The sequence below is a fragment of the Micromonospora sp. NPDC003816 genome (assembly GCF_042874705.1).
GTDB lineage: Bacteria > Actinomycetota > Actinomycetes > Mycobacteriales > Micromonosporaceae > Micromonospora.
The window spans coordinates 407209-424677 of the sequence record NZ_JBIANP010000005.1 but is presented as its reverse complement, the minus strand read 5'-3'; the positions used below and the strand labels follow the sequence as shown (position 1 = coordinate 424677).

Here is a 17469-nt window from a genome sequence, read left to right as displayed (position 1 = left end):
CATCGCCCGTCGCCGGACGCCGCGGGTTGTCGTGGTCAGGCGTGCGCGTGCAGCGGCTTGCCGGCGAGGGCAAGGTGCGCCTCGCCCAGGGCTTCGTTCTGCGTCGGGTGGGCGTGCACCAGCTGGGCCACCTCGCCCGGGTACGCCTCCCAGTTGTAGATCAGCTGCGCCTCGCCGACCAGCTCACCGACCCGGGCGCCGACCATGTGCACGCCGACCACCGGGCCGTCGTCGACCCGGACGAGCTTCACGAAGCCGGCCGTCTTGAGGATCTGGCTCTTGCCGTTGCCGCCGAGGTTGTAGTTGTACGTCTTGATCTTGTCGGCGCCGTACTGCTCCTTGGCCTTGGCCTCGGTGAGGCCGACCGAGGCCAGCTCCGGCTCGGAGTAGGTGACCCGGGGGATGCCCGCCTCGTCGATCACGGCGGGGTTCTGGCCGGCGATCTCCTCGGCGACGAAGATGCCCTGCTGGAAGCCACGGTGGGCGAGCTGGAGGCCGGGCACGATGTCGCCGACCGCGTACACGTTCGGCACGCTGGTGCGCAGCCGCTCGTCGGTCAGGACGTACCCACGGTCGGTCTTGACGCCCTGCTCCTCGTAGCCGAGGTCGGCGGTGTTCGGGCCCCGGCCGACGGCGACCAGCAGCAGCTCGGCCTCGACCGTGTCGCCACCGGCGATGGTGAGCTTGACGCCGTTGTCGGTCTTCTCGACCTTCTCGAACGGCTTGCCGACCTTGAAGTTGATCTTCCGCTTGCGGAACGCCCGCTCCAGCGCCTTCGACGACTCCTCGTCCTCGGCGGCGACCAGGCGGGGCAGCGCCTCGACGATGGTCACGTCCACCCCGAAGGACTTCCACACGCTGGCGAACTCGACGCCGATCACACCGCCGCCGAGCACGATCGCCGAACTCGGGACGCGGTCCAGGGTCAGGGCGTGGTCGCTGGTGATGACCCGCTCGCCGTCGACCTCCAGGCCCGGCAGGCTCTTGGCGTACGAGCCGGAGGCCAGCACCACGTTGCGGCCGGTGTACCGCTTGCCGTCCACCTCGACCGCGTTCGGGGCGACCAGCTTGCCGGCCCCGGCCACGAAGGTGATGTTCTTGGAGCCGCCGACCAGGCCCTGCAGACCCTTGTAGAGGCGGGAGATCACGCCGTCCTTGTACGCGTTCACCCCGGCCATGTCGATGCCGACCAGTTCGGCCTTGATGCCGAACTGCTCCGACTCGCGGGTCTGGTCGGCGATCTCGGCCGCGTGCAGCAGCGCCTTGGTCGGGATGCAGCCGTTGTGCAGGCAGGTCCCGCCCAGCTTGCCCTTCTCGACCAGCGCGACGTTCAGGCCCAGCTGGGCGGCGCGCAGGGCGGTCGCGTAGCCGCCACTGCCACCTCCGAGGATGACGATGTCGAAGGTTGCGTCGTTCGGCTCGCTCACGTCCAACTCCCAGGTCGCGTCGCTGCATCGGGGGTCACGGCGGGGTAACAGGGACACACCCCACCTCGGCCATCTTGTCACCACCGTGCGGAAGCCGCGTACCGAGGTGCCCAACGACACGTTGTCGCCACGTACCCTTGGCACTGCCTTCGACGACGGACGCGTGGGGAGACGGCTCGGTGGGACTGTTCCGGCGACGCAAGCAGGCACGCGCGGTTGACTCCGACCGTACGGCCAATCGCGCTGATCTGGAGCACTTGGAGAACTTTGTCCGGACCCGCAAGGGTGTCGAGGCGTTCATCGAACCCCGCACCACCGTCACCGAGACCACCGTCATCCTGATCGCCGACGACGGCGAGTGGACCCGGCGCCGCATCGACGGGCCGGACGGGGCGCGCCGCTTCGCGTACCGGGTCAGCATCCCGGTCTACGACATCGCCCTGATGGGCTACCCGCAGCGGATGCGCGACTACAACGAGCGCCGCAAGCGCCGCCCCGAGCAGTACTGACCTCGCCACCGCGCGGACGCCGGCCGGACCTCACCGCGCGTCGCACCCCGCCGTGCCCGCGCTCGGCCGTCGCGATGCTCCGGCTCGGGTGTTCGGATGTTAGGAAGGGTCCCCTGCTATGCACCAGGCGTTAGCAGGGGACCCTTCCTTACAAGCAGGTCAGCCGTTTGCGGTGACGTCGTCGATCAGGTGCAGCAGGGTACGGACCGGGACGCCGGTGCCGCCCTTGGTCCAGTAGCCGGTCGCCTCGCCCGAGTGGTACGACGGGCCGGCGATGTCGATGTGCGCCCAGGCGACGTCGTCGGTGACGAACTCGCGCAGGAACACACCGCCCTGCAACATGTGACCGGCCCGGTCCATGCCGGCGTTGACCTGCGAGATGTCGGCCACGTCCGAGTCCATGCCCTTGCGCACGTCGTCCGGCAGCGGCATCGGCCAGGCCGGCTCGCCGACCGCGTCACCGGCGTCACGGACCCGCTCGCACAGCTCGGCGGTGCCCATCAGGCCGGAGATCCGCTTGCCCAGCGCGACCACCTGCCCGCCGGTGAGGGTGGAGGTCTCGAAGAGGTAGTCGCAGCCGTCCGCGCAGGCCCGGGCCATCGCGTCACCGAGGATCATCCGGCCCTCGGCGTCGGTGTTGAGCACCTCGACGTTCTTGCCGTTGAACATGGTGATCACGTCGCCCGGCCGGTACGACGTCCCCGACGGCATGTTCTCCGCCATCGGCACATACGCGGTCACCGTCACCGCCGGCTTCAGCTCCGCGACGGCCAGCATGGTGGCGGCCACCGCCGCCGCGCCGGCCATGTCGGACTTCATCTCCCACATGCCCTGCGCCGGCTTGATCGAGATGCCGCCGGTGTCGAAGGTGATGCCCTTGCCGACCAGTGCCACCCGCTTGCCGGTGCCTCCGCCGTCCGGGGTCCAGGTCAGCTTGACCAGGCGCGGCGGTGCCTCCGAGCCCTGACCGACCGCGATGATGCCGCCGTAGCCGCCCGCACGCAGGGCGACCTCGTCGAGCACCTCGACCTCCAGGCCCGCCGCCCGGCCGGCCTCGGCGACCGCGTCGGCGAAGACCGGCGGGCGCAGCTCGTTCGGGGCGACGTTGACCCAGTCGCGGGTCTGCCGGACCGCGGCGGCCACCGTGCGGGCCCGCGTCACCTCGGCCTGCGCGCCGGCGTCCGCGGCGTCCGGCACCGCGACCAGCACCTCGGCCACCGGCTCGCGCCGGTTCGGCTGCGGGCGGGTCTTGTAACCGGCGAAGCGGTAGCCGCCGAGCAGCGCTCCCTCGCCGACGGCGCGCAGCGCGGCGGGGCCGTCGGCGTCGTCCGGCAGCGGCAGCGCGAGCGCCACCCGGGACGCGCCGGCCAGCGCCCGTACGGCGGCCCCCGCCGCCCGCCGCAGGGTCTCCGGGGCGGGTGCCGCACCGGTGGGCTCCGGTCCGAGTCCCACGGCGGCGACCAGCGGGGCGGTGACGGTGCCCAGAGTGGCCAGTTTGATCACCTCGCCCGGTCCGCCGGTGGCGCCGAGCAGCGCCAGCGTCTCGGTCAGCTTGCCGTCGAAGGCGGCGGCGATGCTCTCGGCGCCGCTGGCGAGCAGCAGGGTGCCGGCGAGGCCGCTGGTGGCGTCCTGCTCACCGGTCGTACTGTGCACGCCGATCACGATCGCGTCGACGGCGAGTTCGGCGGGGTCGGTGTCGACCAGGCTCAGGGTGGTGCTGGGCGATGTCACGGAAGCTGCTCCCGGGCGGGCCGGGCCGGCCGCGTGTGGCGTACCGGCGGTTCGGTTGGTGCCGGCGGATGAGGTACCCGTCGGACGTCGGTGCTGCCCCGCCGGTTCCTCCGGTGGGTCCCGCCGATGCTAACCAGACCGGTCCGCCCCGGTAAGTTCCCACCCATGACCGACGTGACCACCGACGCCGCCGAGACCCGGCTGCGTCGTTCTCCGCTGGCCGAGCGACACTCCGCACTCGGCGCCAAGTTCGCCCCGTTCGGCGGTTGGGAGATGCCGCTGGAGTACGCCGGTGGCGGGGTGCTGCGGGAACACGCCGCGGTGCGTACCGACGTCGGCGTGTTCGACGTCTCGCACCTGGGCAAGGCGCGGGTGACCGGGCCGGGCGCGGCGGAGTTCGTCAACTCCTGCCTCAGCAACGACCTGCGGCGGATCGGGCCCGGCCGGGCGCAGTACACGCTCTGCTGCGACGAGGCCACCGGCGGCGTGGTGGACGACATCATCGCCTACCTGTACGCCGACGACCACGTCTTCCTGATCCCGAACGCCGCGAACACCGCCGAGGTGGTGCGCCGGCTGCGCGCCGCCGCGCCGGAGCAGGTCACGGTCACCGACGAGCACGAGGAGTACGCGGTCCTGGCGGTCCAGGGACCGGGTTCGGCGGCGCTGCTGGCCGGGCTGGGCCTGCCCACCGACCACGGGTACATGAGCTTCTCGCCGGCCTCCCTCGACGGCGTCGCGTTGACCGTGTGCCGCACCGGCTACACCGGTGAGCTGGGCTTCGAGCTGGTGGTCCCGGCGGCCGACGCGGTCACCGTCTGGGACGCCCTGTTCGCCGCCGACCCGGCGCCGCGCGCCTGCGGGCTGGCCGCCCGGGACACCCTGCGCACCGAGATGGGATACCCGCTGCACGGGCAGGACCTGTCGCTGGACATCAGCCCGGTGCAGGCCCGGTCCGGCTGGGCGGTGGGCTGGGACAAGCCGGCCTTCTGGGGCCGTGCCGCGCTGCTCGCGGAGAAGACCGCCGGTCCGGCGCGTACGCTGCGCGGCCTGGAGGCCGTCGACCGGGCCATCCCGCGCCCCGGCATGGCGGTGTACCACGGCGACACCCGGGTCGGCACGGTCACCAGCGGCACGTTCAGCCCGACCCGCAAGCAGGGCATCGCGCTCGCGCTGGTCGACACCGCCCCGGCCCTGGCCGACGGCACCGAACTCCAGGTGGACGTGCGCGGTCGTCGCCTGCCGGTCCGGCTGACCCGACCGCCCTTCGTCGACCCCTCCGTGAAGTGACGCGGACCGGTGGCGTGACGCCGGCCTGACTCAGGGGCGGGGCGGCTCACCGGCGTCCAGGACCGCCTGGGTCCAGCCGCCCTCGACGACGCCGGAGGTGCCCAGGACGGCCCAGTCGACGATGTCGGTGGTCTCGACCTCCACCGGCGAGCCGATGCGGACCGAGGGGTCGGTGTTGGCGTCGCTGGCGCTGGCGCCGACGATCCGCTCCGGCGTCTCCCACGTGGTCACCCCGGCCCAGACGTACTCCGGGCCGTCGTCGCCGGGCAGCCCGTACTTGACCACGAGCTGCGTCTCCGACGGGAGCTGACCGGCGCGGAAACGGGCTCGGATGTCGCCCAGCCCGGCGCGGGCGGTGGCGACCGCCCGGCTCATCGCGTCGCCGGAGCGCGCGTACCGCACGTCGGGCTGGATACCGGCGAACAGGGTGCCGCAGGCGGCGGCGAAGTAGCGCCCGTCCGGGCCGGGGTGCCCGGCCGGTGGGCGCAGGCTCAGGAACGAGTCGGCCTCCGGGTCGGTGGCCGGGTCCAGCTCCAGCCGGAGCAGCACCGGCGCGGTCGCCCCGTGCTGCTCCGGGTTGCCGTACGCGACCGCGATGTCGTGGCCGGTGACCGTGGCCAGCACCGGCAGCGGCACGAACGCGGGCACCTCGTCGCCGGCCAGCCCGTCGGTCCAGTCCCGCAGCAGCCGCCGGGCGGCGCCGGTCATCACCGCGCCCCAGGCCCGGGTGAGGTGGTCCGGCACGCCCTGGGTCTGCAACTCCAGCAGACCGAAGCGGCGCAGTCCCTTGGTGGTGAACCAGAGACCCTCGGCGTCCGAGGAGTACGGCACCAGCACCCAGTCGACCAGCCGGACCCGGCCCTCGGCGTCCGGCAGCGACCGCAGCGCCGCCGCCGGGTCCAGGAACTGCAACCCGAACACGTCGACCACGTCGCCGCCGACCTCCTCGGCCACGGCCGCGGCCACCGCGCGGGCCGCCCACTCGTGGGCGGGCGGCCACCCCGGCCGGTACTCGGCCTGCACCACGACCAGATGGCTCGCGGCAGCCAGCCGGTCGAGCTGCGCCTGCGTGGCCCCGAACGCGGTGAGCAGGTCCGGCGGCAGGGCGGGGAACTCGCCGATCGGGCGGATGTCGACGCTCATCAGCGGGCTGTCCAACATCTGCACGGCGAGCCCGTGCACCGGCTCGGCCAGCCGGCCGGCCAGCCCGCGGACCGCCGTGCGGGCGGTCACCGACGGCAGCCCCACCGTCGGCACCAGATAGGTCGCGGTGAGCGACTCCGGGACCGGTACGGGCAGGAAGTCGTCGGTGATGAGCATGTCGTCCCCAGGGTGGCCGCGCCGGTGCTGTCGACAAGGAACGCTACCCGCCGGTGGTCGCACGGCTCAGCCGGACAGCACCAGACCCAGGTAGACCAGCGTGGTGACCAGCTCCACGGTGGCGCCGAGCACGTCGCCGGTGATGCCGCCGAGGCGGCGTACCACGTGTCGCAGCAGCCCGGCCGCGACGGCCAGCGCGGCGAGCACGACCAGCGGCCCCTGCCACGGGCGGTCCGGCACGGCCGGCACTGCCGCCAGTGCCACGGCGGCCGTCGCCACGGCCAGCGTGACCGGCCCGACGGTGCCGGCGACCATCGCACCGAGTCCGTCCGGGCGGGCTGCCGGGACACCCCGTCGACAGGCCAGCGAGACCCCGAGCCGACCGGCCGCCAGGGCCGCCAGCACCGCCGCGAACGCCGCCGACCGGGACCGGCCGGCCAACTCCGCCAGCGCGGCGGCCTGCACCAGCAGGACGAGCACCAGGGCGACCACACCGAAGGGCCCGACGTCCGGCTTCTTCATGATCTCCAGCGCGGCCGGCCCCCGCCGGTACGACCCGAGGGCGTCCACCGTGTCGGCCAGCCCGTCCAGGTGCAGGCCCCGGGTGAGCAGGGCGCCCGCCGCGACGGTCACCCCGGCGGCGACCAGCGGTGCGGTGACCGTGCCGAGCAGCAGCAGGAGTCCGCCGAGCGGCACGGCCAGCAGGGCGCCGACCACCGGGGCGAGCGCCATCGCCGTACCGGCCGTGGTCCGGTCGATCCGGCCGGCGCGTACCGGCAGGATGGTGAAGGTGGTCAGGGCCAGCCGCGCCCCGTCGCCGAGCCGGGGCTCAGCCGGCACGCGTGCCCTGCTCCGCCGGTTCGGTGCTGGTCGGTCCCGGACCTGCCGGCTCGGGCTCGCGGAAGTCCGGCTCGTCCTCCTCGACCGGATCCGGCTCGTCGGTCGCGTCCACGTCGCCGGCGTCGGCCGTGTCGTGCGACGGGCGCGGCGGCAGCGCGGCGGCCAGCGCCAGCGCCGAGCGCAGCAGCGGCAGCACGGTCAACGCGTTGGCCCCCTCGCCGAGGTCCAGCCGCAGCTGCGCGAGCGGGCTCAGGCCGAGCACGTCGGAGGCGAGCTTGACGGCCGGGTGCCCGCCGTGGTCGGCCAGCATGCACCAGTGCCGCGCCTGCCCGGCCAGGTCCCGACTGACCAGGCCGGCGGCCACGCCGACCGGCCCGTCCAGCAGCACCGGCGTGCGGCGTGCGGTCGCCCCCAGCAGGATGCCGGTGGCCACGGCGATGTCGCCGCCGCCGAGCTGGGCCAGCACGTCCTTGGCGTCGCGGGAGGCGCGCCGGGTGCGGTGCAGGGCGTCCCGGACGGCCGCGCAACGGGCCATCCAGGCCACGTCGTCGATCTCGCCGTTCTCGGTGATCACGCGGCCGAGCACGGCGGGCGCCTCGGCACCGGCGGTCGCGGCCAGCACTGCCGCCGCAGCAGCCTCGGTGCCGGCGCCGCACGCCGCCACCACCAGCAGTTGCACGCCGGCGTCCACGGCCTCCTCGGCCAGCCGCCAGCCGTACCGCAGCGCGGCGTCGACCTGCTCGGCGGTGAGCGCCGGGCCGTGCTCGATGGCGGCGGCGGTGGGCGCCTCCACCACCTGCAGACCTGCTCCGCTCTCGGCGGCGAGCCGGGCGAGCACGCCCTGACCGGCGCGGGCCGCCTCGGCGCGCCGGGCCGACTCCCCGGCCCGGGCTCCGGCGGCGCTCCCGCCGTCGTGGTCGCCGTGCAGCAGCAGCACCCGGACCGACTGCCAGGGTGCCGGGGTCGGGGTGCCCTGCGTGGCGGCGGCGAACGAGACCACCTGTTCCAGGACGCCGAGCCCGGTACCCGGCACGTCGAGCGTGGCGAGTCGCTCCACCGCCTGCGGACCGGCGTAGTCGTCGGGCATGGGCAGTTCCATGCCCGGCTGGATGACCAGACCGGTGTCGGCCACCGGCAGCGTCATGGTGGGTGCCGTCCACCCGGTATCGTCGGCCGCCGGGACCGGCGCGGACGCGGCCGGTGCCTCCGGGGTGGTCACCGGCGGCGACGCCGGCAGCGCCGCGACACCGTCGACCGGCCGCGCGTCGTTCGGGCCGGCCTGTGCGGGCACCGCCGTGCCGTTGACGGTGGCGGTGGACCGTTCCGGCGAGGGCTCGGCGGTCGGTGCGTGCTCCGGCGCGGCCGGCTTCAACCGGACCGGCTGGCCGGCGACCACCAGCACCACGGCGTCGCAGGCGTCGGCGACGGCCCGGTTGACCGCGCCGAGCGCGTCGGTGAACGCCCGGCCCAGCGGCGTGGTCGGCACCAGGGAGAGCCCGACCTCGGGACTGACCAGCACCAGCCGTGCCGGGCAGTCCCGGACGGCGGCGGCCAGCTCGGCGACGGTGACGGTGTCGTCGGCCGGCTGGTGGGCCGGGTCGAGCAGCACCGTGACCCAGCCGCCGAGGTCGTCGACGAGCAACGTCTCGTCCGGCCGGGCGTGGGCGATCACGTCGGCCAGTCGACGCGGATCGTCCGCCGTCTCCTCGGTGCTCCAGGTCTCCGGCCGGCGCTCCCGGTGCGCGGCGATCCGTGCCGCCCACTCCGCGTCGTCGTCGCCTCCGCCGGCGGCGGTGGCCACGTACCGGACCGAGACCGCGTCGGCCACCAGGGCCTCGGCGAACTCCGACTTGCCGGAGCGGATGCCGCCGAGCACCAGGAGCGTGTTCCACCCGTCTAGGGACATGGCTCGTACCTTAACGGCCGGCCGGGCGGGAGCGGCATCGCAGGGCCACGCTCCCGCGCCAGCTCACCGAGGCTCGGGGGACTGGTACATGTAGTCGTTGGGGTTCACGTCCGCCGGCTTCGGGTCCTCCTGCCAGGCACCCTCGCCGGGACGGGCGACCAGGGCGTCGACCAGTTCCTCCCGGTCCATCTCCCGTGCGCCCTGGATACCGCCGCGTACCGCCATGTCGCGAAGCTGTGCCGTGTCCATCTCCGGGATGGGTGTCGTCATCGTCGCCTCCTGAAGATCCGGTTCCTCCGGAGATACCCGGCCCGGCGACGGTCAACCACGGTGCCGACCGCGCACCGCGACGCCCCCGATCGACGCCCGTGGCCGGGCGGTCGACCGCGCGGTGCGACTACGCTGGCGGAGGTCCCGTCCCCACGGGACATCAGCGGCGAGGGGAGACGCGCACATGGCGTGGAGCTGGCGGTACGAGGGCGCGAACGGCGAGTCGGTCGACGGGCCGGGGGAGTCGTTCGGCAGCCAGGCGGACGCCGAGTCCTGGATCGGCCAGACCTGGCGGGAGCTCGCGGCGTCCGGCGTCACCTCGGTCGCGTTGCTGGAGGACGATCGGGTGGACTACCGGATGAGCCTGCAACCTCCGGCGGAGTGATGTCGCCGCGGGACTCCGAGCCGCTGGTGCTGGGGGTGCCCCGGGCCGCGTTCCGGCCCAGCCCGGTGTTCCTCGCACTGGTCGCGTTGCTGGTCGCCAGCGCGTTGCTGACCTGGCACGGCGTCGGCAACGTCCGCGTCGCGGTGTTCGGCTTCGTGGTCACCGGCTGGCTGGTCTCGCTCTGCCTGCACGAGTACGCCCACGCCGTGGTCGCGTACCGGTTCGGTGACCGGGGGGTGGCCCACCGCGGCTACCTGACGCTCAACCCGCTCAAGTACAGCCACCCGTTGCTCTCCATCGCGCTGCCGGTGGCGGTGGTGCTGCTCGGCGGCATCGGACTTCCCGGCGGTGCGGTCTGGGTGGACCGGCACGTGATCACCGGCCGACTGCGGCACACCCTGGTCAGCCTCGCCGGTCCGGCCACCAACGTGGTGTTCGCGCTGGTGCTGGTGGCGGTGTTGCGTCTCGGCTCGTCGGGCGGCGGGCCGGTGGAGTTCTGGGCCGCCGTCGCCCTGCTCGCCTTCCTCCAGGTCACCGCCAGCCTGCTCAACCTGCTCCCGGTGCCCGGACTCGACGGCGGCAACATGATCCAGCCGTGGCTGAGCTCGCCCTACCGGCGGATGTACGACCTCTTCGCGCCGTACGGCTTCATCCTGCTGTTCGCGCTGCTGTGGAATCCGACGATCGGCGGCTGGTTCTTCGACGCGGTCTTCGCCATCGGTGACGTCCTGGGCCTGCCGCCCTGGCTCTACGCCACCGGCCTGGACCTGGTCCGTTTCTGGCAGAGCTGAACCGCCGTCCCCGGCCGGGGCACGTGCCCGCCTCGGCCGGGGACGGGCCGGGTCAGGGCCGCTCGGCCGGCGACTCGGTACGCGCCGGGTCCCGCTCGGTGACCGGCTCGACGATCTCGTCGATCGCCTTGAGCAGACCGGCGTCGAGCTTCACCCCGGCCGCCTTCACGGTGTCGTGCACCTGCTCGGGGCGGGACGCGCCGACGATCGCCGAGGAGACGTTCGGGTTCTGCAGCACCCAGGCCACGGCGAGCTGGGCCATGGTCAGGCCGGCCTGGTCGGCCAGCGGCCGGAGCTGCTGCACCCGGGTCAGCACGTCGTCGGTGAGCCACTTGGCGATGAATCCGGCGCCGGACTTCTCGTCGGTGGCCCGGGAACCGGCGGGCGGCGGCTGGCCGGGGAGGTACTTGCCGGTGAGGACGCCCTGCGCCATCGGCGACCAGACGATCTGACCGATGCCCAGCTCCTCGCTGGTCGGCACGACCTCGCTCTCGATGACCCGCCAGAGCATCGAGTACTGCGGCTGGCTGGAGACCAGCGGGATGCGCAGCTCCCGGGCGAGGGCGTGGGCCTCGCGGATCTGCGACGCCTTCCACTCGGAGACCCCGATGTAGTGCGCCTTGCCGGAGTGCACGACGTCGGCGAACGCCTCCATCGTCTCTTCCAGCGGCGTGCTGTAGTCGTACCGGTGGGCCTGGTAGAGGTCGACGTAGTCGGTCCGCAACCGGCGCAGTGACCCGTTGATCGACTCCATGATGTGCTTGCGGGACAGGCCCCGGTCGTTGCGGCCCGGACCGGTGGGCCAGTACACCTTGGTGAAGATCTCCAGGCCCTCGCGCCGCTCCTGCTCCAGCGCCCGGCCGAGGACGTCCTCGGCGCGGGTGCCGGCGTACACGTCGGCGGTGTCGAAGGTGGTGATGCCGGCGTCGAGGGCGGCTCGGACGCAGGCGAACGCCGCGTCCTCCTCGACCTGCGAGCCATGGGTGATCCAGTTGCCGTACGAGATCTCGCTGACCATCAGGCCGGAGCGGCCCAGGTGTCGGAATTCCATGCCACGACCCTAGCCCCACCGGGGGTACGAACGGCCAGGGCGATCCTGGACGCATCGGTCGGCGTGGCCGCCCGGGGCGGCGGCGCCGCAGGCCGGTACGGGCCGCCGCACTCGCGCCGCGACGACCCGACCGTCCAGGTCAGAGCATCGGGCTGGCGTCGCTGAGCAGTCCCTCGATCTCCGCCACGACCTCGTCCGGGTGGCGGAACACCGGGGCGATCAGCGACCCGCCGCGCCGGTCCAGCGCACCCCACTGCCCGACACCGTTGGTGGCCAGGAACGCCACCGGATGGATCAGCAGCACCGGGTGGGCCGGGGCAACCAGCACCTGACCGGTCCGGTCCACCACACCCTTGCGCCCACCCAGGTCCACCACGGCCAGTCCCTCGTCGGTGAAACCGTCGACGTACCGACCGTCGGCGAGCGTGGTGTGGAAACCGTGGTAGCGGGTGGGCACCACGATCTGCCCCGTGCGGTCGACGGCACCCCACCCGTCGCGGCGGACCGCCGCCACGCCCCGGCGGAACGGCCGCACCTCGGCGAAACCGGGCGGCACCACCACCGCACCGTCGGTGTCCACCGCCAGCCAGCCGCTGTCGTCCCGCACCACCCAGGCCAGCCCGTCGGAGAAGGGCCGGGCCGCCACGTAGGTCGGCTCGACCACTGTCTCACCGGTCAGGTCGATCAACGACCACCGGTCGCTCTGCGGGCCGCGTACCCAGGCCAGACCCTCCCGGAACGGCTGGGCCTCGGCGTACCGGGCCGGCACGACCATCTCGCCCTCGTCGTCGGCGTACCCCCACAGGCCCTCGTCGCCGTCGCGGGCGGGCGCCGGGGGCCGCTCCCGCTCCAGCACCTCGTCCCAACTCCGCGGGTACGGCCCGAAGCCGTCCTCCTCGGCGCGCGTCGCGATCGCGTCCAGGCCGACGCGTACCCGGGCCAGCAACTCGGCGTCCCCCTCGCCGCGCAGGTCGAGGGCGCGCTCGAAGTGGTGGCACGCCTCCATCAACCGGCCCTGGTCGTAGCAGGAGCGGGCGGCGTGCTCGTGCAACGCCGCGCGCAACCGGTCCGGCAACTCCACCGAGTTGGCCTCCGCGAACAACCGGTCGGCCTCGGCGAACTCGCCCCGCCAGCGCAACACGTGCGCCAGCCGGGCCTGCGCCAGCGCGGACCGCCGCAGTTCGCCGGTGGCCTCCGCGTAGGTCAGCGCCATCCGGCCGTCGTCCACCGCGTCGTCGAGATCGCCGAGTACGCGTGAGGCCACCGCCCGCAGGCTCAGCAACCGGGCACGGGAACGGTTGTCCAGAGCGGAGTCGAGCTTGTCGGTGAGCCCCTGCCGGAGTTCCCGCAGTTCCTCCGGATCGTCGACCAGTTCGCGCAGCGTCGTCGGGTCGAGCCGCCAGGGGTAGTGCGCCAGCACCTGCTCCGGGTCGGCCGGCGCTTCGGGCTCCTCCTCGGGCTCGTCCTCCGGCTCCGGTTCGGGCTCGTCGCCCGGTGTTGCCGCGCCGACGTGGGGTGGCGGGCTGCCCACCTCGGAAAGGACGTCGTCGCTGTCCGACGACGGCAGCCCGTCAGTGAACGGCCCGCTCTCCGACGGCCCGGTACTGGGCGGCGTGGTGTCGTCGGCCGGCAGTTCCGGGATGTCCGGCGGTGCGGACACCGGCGCGGCGTGCGTCGGCGGGGCGTCGAGGTCCGGGCGGGTCCGCGACTCCGCCGAGGTGCCCGGGTCCGTGGTGCGCGTCCGATCCGACGAGGTGGCGGGCACTGCCGAGACCGGTGCGGCGGGAGGTGCGGAGACCGGCCGTGAGGTGTCCAGGACCGGCGACAGGGAGTCCAGGGCCGGCGGTGCGGAGACCGGCGCGGTCGGCGGGATGGCGAGCTGCGGTACCGGGTCCGCCGAGTAGGGAGCGGACGCCACCGACGTCTCCGGGAAGACGGGCGCGGAGACCGGTCGTGCCGGCGGTCCCGAGATCGGCCGGTCCGGGATTCCGGAGACCGGCCGGTCCGGTTGCCCCGAGACCGGCCGTGCGGGTGGCCCCGAGACCGGGGCCGTGGGTGGTCCGGAGACCGGCCGGACCGGGATGTCGTCATCGGAGCGGAACGTCGGTGTCGACAGGGAGGGCACCGGTGGTCCGGAGACCGGCCGGTCCGTCTCGGTCTGCCCGGCGTTGAACCACGATGGCTCCGGCGGTGTCTCGGGGGAACCGTGACGGGCGGGCCGATCGGGGGTGACCGCCGGACCGGAACCGGCGGCACCGAACCAACCCGGTCCGCTCTCGGGCGGTGCGGGCGGCGGCGAGTACGCGGCCGGCTCGGCCGGCGGCGGGAGGAACCGGGTCGGCTTCCGGGCGTCGGGCCGAGGCGCCGACGTCTCCGGCACGGACCGCTCGACCGGTGGTCGCTCGGCCGCTGGTTGCTCGACGGGAGTGCGGTCGACGGGCGTGCGCTCGAACGGCGTGCGCTCGACGGGAGTGCGGTCGCCCTGTGGGCGGTCGGCCGGTGACTGGTCACGTGGTGGGCGTGTCGGACCGGCGGTCGCCGGCGCGGGCGGTGCGGAGACCGGTCGGTGGCTCGGCGGTCCGCTGACCGGTCGGTGAGCCGGTGGTGCGGAGACCGGGGGCGGCGCGGCGGGGGCCGGTGGCGTCGGTGCGGCGCGGTGGGTGGGCGGTGCGGAGACCGGGCGGACCGGTCCGGCGGCGGGTGGTGCCGCCGCGACCGAGGGCGTCGGGGTCGGGGGTGGGGTGGCGACGACCGGCTGGTCGTGCAGGGGAGCGGGACGGACCTGGTGCTCGTGCAGCGGGGCCGGGCGTACCTCGTGCTGGTGCAGCGGGGCCGGCCGGACGGTCTCCCCGGCCTGCGTGCGGGGCCCGGCGGCTGCGGCGGGCCGGTCCGGGTCCGGGCGGTCGAGACGTTCCCGGTCGGGGCGGCCACCGCCGGGCCGGTCGCGGTCGGTGTCGTCGGGCCGGTCCGGGACCGCGGCGAGCGGCCGGTCCCGATGGGTGACGTCGGGCCGACCACGCTCCGGTGCGGGGGAGACCGGCCGGGCGCGACCGGCGGCGGGCGACACCGGGCGATCCGAGTCCGGTGCGGGGGAGACCGGGCGGTCGGGGACCACCGACAGGTGCGGGCGGCCGGGCCGGAGCACGTCGTCGTCGGGGGCGGGGGAAACGGGCCGGTCCAGGTCGGGACGTCGAGCGGCCGGACGCTCCGCGTCGAACCGTTCGGGTCCGGCCGGCTCCGGGACGTCGGCGCGGCGACGGCCGTCCGGCCGGTCCCGCTCGGTGCCGGGTTCGGAGGCCGCCGGTCGCTGGTACTCGCGGTGGTCCCGTCCGGTGCTCGGGCGCAGCGGGCCGGGTGCGGGCCACGGCAGGTCCCCGCCTGCCGGCGCCGGATCCCGTTCCGGGGCCGCCGGGCGTTCCCACTCGTCGCGGGTGGTGCGGATCGGCTCCTCGTCGACGTAGCCGTCCGGGTACGGGGCGCTGTCCGGGTCGCCCTCGCTGAAGTCGTCGCGGTAGTCGTACCGCTCGACCGACGGCCGGTCGTCGATCGAGGGCTCGCCCGGGTGGCTGCTCCACTGGTAGCGGGGTCGCGACGGGGTGTCACCGGTCGACCGGCGGTCGACGTCCTCGGCCGGTCGACGCGCGGCGGGCGACCGACGACGGTCCTCGTCCGACTCCCAACCGGGCCCGGGGCGTCCGGCCGGGGAGATCGGCACGTCCCGGTCCCGGCGACCGTCGCGCCCGACGGGTTCGGACCGGCGCGGAGGCTGGGGGTAGCGGTCCGGGTCGCGCTCGTCGCGTCGGTCCGGGCCACGCCGGGCATAGCGCTCCGGGTCCCGGTCGTCGCGCCGGTCCGGGTCGCGTCGGGCGTAGCGGTCCGCGTCGCGCCGGTCGAGGTCCCGCCGGTCGAGATCGCGGCGGTCGAGGTCCCGTCGGTCCGGGTCGCGCTGGTCGGGGTCTCGGCGGTCCGGGGCGCGCCGTCCCGGGTCGCGTCGGGCGTACCGGTCGGGGTCCCGGTCGTCGCGGCGGTCCGGGTCGCGTCGGGCGTAGCGGTCCGGGTCGCGCCGGTCCGGGTCGCGCCGGTCGGGATCGCGACGGTCCGCTTCGCGCCGGTCGGGATCGCGGTCGTACCAGTCGGCGTCGCGGTCGTACCAGTCGGCGTCGCGACGCTCCGGGGTGTCCCAGCCGACACGGCCGGGGTCGCGGCGATCCGGTTCACGTCGGTCCGCGTCGCGTCGGGCGTAGCGGTCCGCGTCGCGGCGGTCGGCCTCGGGCGGGGTGTGGCGGTCCGGGTCGCGTCGGGCGTACCGGTCGGCCTCCCGGGGGTCACGCCGGTCCGGGTCACGTCGGGCGTAGCGGTCCGGTTCCCGCTGGTCGCGGCGGTCCGGGTCGGGTGGGGCGTACCGGTCGCGGCGGTCCTGGTCCCTCGGCGGGTAGCGGTCGGGGTCGTACCGGTCGGGGTCGCGCTGGTCACGACGGGGCGGTGCACCGGTGGCGCCCTGGGCGCTCATCTCGGACCAGGTGATCCCGTCCCGTCCGCGCTCGGACCACCTGTCCTCGGCGCCGGGGCGCTCCGGACGTGTACCGGCGAACGACCGGTCGAACGGCGGCGCGCTGGTGGGGCCGTCGTGGCGTCGGGGCTCCGGGATCTCCTGCCGTCCCGGCCGACCGTCCGGCTCGTCGTCCCAGGACCGGCCCACGTACGTGCCGTCCGGGCGGGTCGGGGCCAGCGGCGGCACCTCGGCGCGACCGACGGCGCTGGACCGGCTGCGGGTGGGTGGCGGCTGGTGGTCGAGGCCGATGTCACCCGGGTATCGCTGGCCCGGGAACTGGGGTTCCCACTCGGCCGTCGGTTCGACGACCCAGGACGGATCGGCGGGGCCGGGCCACCGGTCGGCGTAGCCGCGACTCATCCGCCGGGCCCGTCGGTGCGGCCGGGACATCGCCGGGTGGCGGCGTGGGCTGCGGCACGGTGGTCGCGGGCCGGTCCGGCGGACGGGACGGCACCGGAACGCAACGTCGCGGCTGACCACGGGACCGACGTCCGCCCGCTCACGGGCGCGCCCCGGTGGTCGGCTCGCGTCCGCTCGCTCACGCCGATGTCACCTCGTCGGAAATGGTCGCGCTGGGCACCCCCGCAGGCCGGTCAAGTCGCTCGTGCCGGCACTGAATGGCTGCGCATGGAGGGTAGCGGCGCGGGCTCGTTCACCGCCACTGCGGCGCCCTCGTCGAACTCAAACGTTATCCTATTGATCAGGACATTTAGGTCTTTGGTGGGGTCGGACTTCCGGCGATCCGCCACCCTTGGTCGACTCGCCGTCGCGGCACCCGTGCCGGGTCAGGGATGCTCCATCACCAGCACCGCGAAGGTACCGGGCGCGAGTGCCTCGTAGCGGTGCGGGGCGTCGCCGGGGAAGGTCGCGTAGTCGCCCGGGTCGAGCTCCACCTGGTCCCGCTCGGGGCCGCAGCGCAGTCGCCCGGAGCCCACCACCACGTGTTCCACGCTGCGCGGGGTGTGCGGGTCGGCGGTACGCACCCGGCCCGGCTCCAACTCGATCAGGTACACGTCCCGACGGGCGTGGGCGGCTCCGGCGGTCAACAGCGTGCCGACGAAGTCGGCGTGCTCGGAGCGGATCCGGGGGCCGTCCCCGGCCCGGATCACCCGGACCGTGGTGGCCGGCGGCTCGACCAATCGACTGAACGGCACGTCGAGCGCCACCCCCAGCGCCCAGAGTGTCTCCACGCTGGGATTGCCGACGCCGGACTCCAGTTGCGACAGCGTCGACTTGGCGATGCCGGCCCGCCGGGCGAGCTCGGTGAGGGAGATGCCCACCCGCTGCCGCTCGTAGCGGAGGGCGGCGGCGATGGTGGCCAACGGGGGAGAGGGTTCGGGGGCCATGGTTCGCTCCGTCGGTCATGCTGTTCTATTTGACGAACATCAGCGGCGTGT

General features: G+C 74.5%; 13 protein-coding genes. 4 read left to right on the top strand and 9 right to left on the bottom strand.

Going from position 1 to position 17469, the window contains the following annotated elements:
- Window positions 1-35 precede the first annotated feature (35 nt).
- Entirely contained in the window at window positions 36-1427 is a 1392-nt protein-coding gene (gene lpdA, locus ACFYTT_RS19865; RefSeq protein WP_131056807.1) for a dihydrolipoyl dehydrogenase, read from the bottom strand.
- Window positions 1428-1606: 179 nt separating this feature from the next.
- Here lpdA and ACFYTT_RS19860 point away from each other — a divergent pair, with 179 nt between their 5' ends.
- Window positions 1607-1936 carry a hypothetical protein gene (locus ACFYTT_RS19860; RefSeq protein WP_117228376.1) on the top strand — a complete coding sequence of 110 codons (330 nt, stop codon included), beginning with the start codon at window positions 1607-1609 and terminating at the stop codon, window positions 1934-1936.
- A 159-nt stretch (window positions 1937-2095) separates the two neighbouring features.
- On the opposite strand, the gene ACFYTT_RS19855 is transcribed toward ACFYTT_RS19860, so the two are convergent.
- Window positions 2096-3667 (bottom strand): leucyl aminopeptidase, encoded by a 1572-nt coding sequence (locus ACFYTT_RS19855; protein ID WP_176094931.1) that lies wholly within the window; start codon window positions 3665-3667, stop codon window positions 2096-2098.
- Between the two features lie 165 nt (window positions 3668-3832).
- Between ACFYTT_RS19855 and gcvT the strand changes: the two genes are divergently transcribed.
- Complete coding sequence (gene gcvT, locus ACFYTT_RS19850; RefSeq protein WP_387260951.1) at window positions 3833-4957, top strand: glycine cleavage system aminomethyltransferase GcvT; 1125 nt, start codon at window positions 3833-3835, stop codon at window positions 4955-4957.
- A 30-nt stretch (window positions 4958-4987) separates the two neighbouring features.
- Here gcvT and ACFYTT_RS19845 read toward each other — a convergent pair whose 3' ends face one another.
- From ACFYTT_RS19845 to ACFYTT_RS19830, 4 genes are all read right to left on the bottom strand, one after another.
- Window positions 4988-6277, bottom strand: coding sequence for a DUF2314 domain-containing protein (locus ACFYTT_RS19845; protein WP_387260948.1), 1290 nt, complete (start codon window positions 6275-6277; stop codon window positions 4988-4990).
- Window positions 6278-6343: 66 nt separating this feature from the next.
- A complete protein-coding gene (locus ACFYTT_RS19840) occupies window positions 6344-7117 on the bottom strand; it encodes an adenosylcobinamide-GDP ribazoletransferase (protein WP_176094928.1) in 774 nt (257 codons plus the stop codon).
- A complete protein-coding gene (gene cobU, locus ACFYTT_RS19835; RefSeq protein ID WP_387260945.1) occupies window positions 7107-9023 on the bottom strand; it encodes a bifunctional adenosylcobinamide kinase/adenosylcobinamide-phosphate guanylyltransferase in 1917 nt (638 codons plus the stop codon). The genes ACFYTT_RS19840 and cobU overlap by 11 nt, the downstream gene beginning before the upstream one ends.
- 63 nt (window positions 9024-9086) lie before the next feature.
- Window positions 9087-9293 (bottom strand): hypothetical protein, encoded by a 207-nt coding sequence (locus ACFYTT_RS19830; protein ID WP_131057367.1) that lies wholly within the window; start codon window positions 9291-9293, stop codon window positions 9087-9089.
- Window positions 9294-9477: 184 nt separating this feature from the next.
- On the opposite strand from ACFYTT_RS19830, the gene ACFYTT_RS19825 reads away from it, so the two are divergent.
- Together ACFYTT_RS19825 and ACFYTT_RS19820 are read left to right on the top strand one after the other, a co-directional pair.
- Complete coding sequence (locus ACFYTT_RS19825) at window positions 9478-9678, top strand: hypothetical protein (RefSeq protein ID WP_131057369.1); 201 nt, start codon at window positions 9478-9480, stop codon at window positions 9676-9678.
- Complete coding sequence (locus ACFYTT_RS19820) at window positions 9678-10469, top strand: site-2 protease family protein (RefSeq protein WP_387261025.1); 792 nt, start codon at window positions 9678-9680, stop codon at window positions 10467-10469. The genes ACFYTT_RS19825 and ACFYTT_RS19820 overlap by 1 nt, the downstream gene beginning before the upstream one ends.
- Before the next feature lie 52 nt (window positions 10470-10521).
- On the opposite strand, the gene ACFYTT_RS19815 is transcribed toward ACFYTT_RS19820, so the two are convergent.
- The 3 genes from ACFYTT_RS19815 to ACFYTT_RS19805 all read right to left on the bottom strand — a co-directional run bounded on the left by ACFYTT_RS19815 (window position 10522) and on the right by ACFYTT_RS19805 (window position 17418).
- Window positions 10522-11520: an aldo/keto reductase family protein gene (locus ACFYTT_RS19815; RefSeq protein ID WP_131057373.1), complete on the bottom strand. Its 999-nt coding sequence runs from the start codon at window positions 11518-11520 to the stop codon at window positions 10522-10524.
- Window positions 11521-11659: 139 nt separating this feature from the next.
- Window positions 11660-16432: a WG repeat-containing protein gene (locus tag ACFYTT_RS19810; RefSeq protein ID WP_387260941.1), complete on the bottom strand. Its 4773-nt coding sequence runs from the start codon at window positions 16430-16432 to the stop codon at window positions 11660-11662.
- 425 nt (window positions 16433-16857) lie between these two features.
- Window positions 16858-17418, bottom strand: a complete 561-nt coding sequence (locus ACFYTT_RS19805; RefSeq protein ID WP_131057726.1) for a helix-turn-helix domain-containing protein — start codon at window positions 17416-17418, stop codon at window positions 16858-16860.
- Between the last annotated feature and the right edge of the window lie 51 nt (window positions 17419-17469).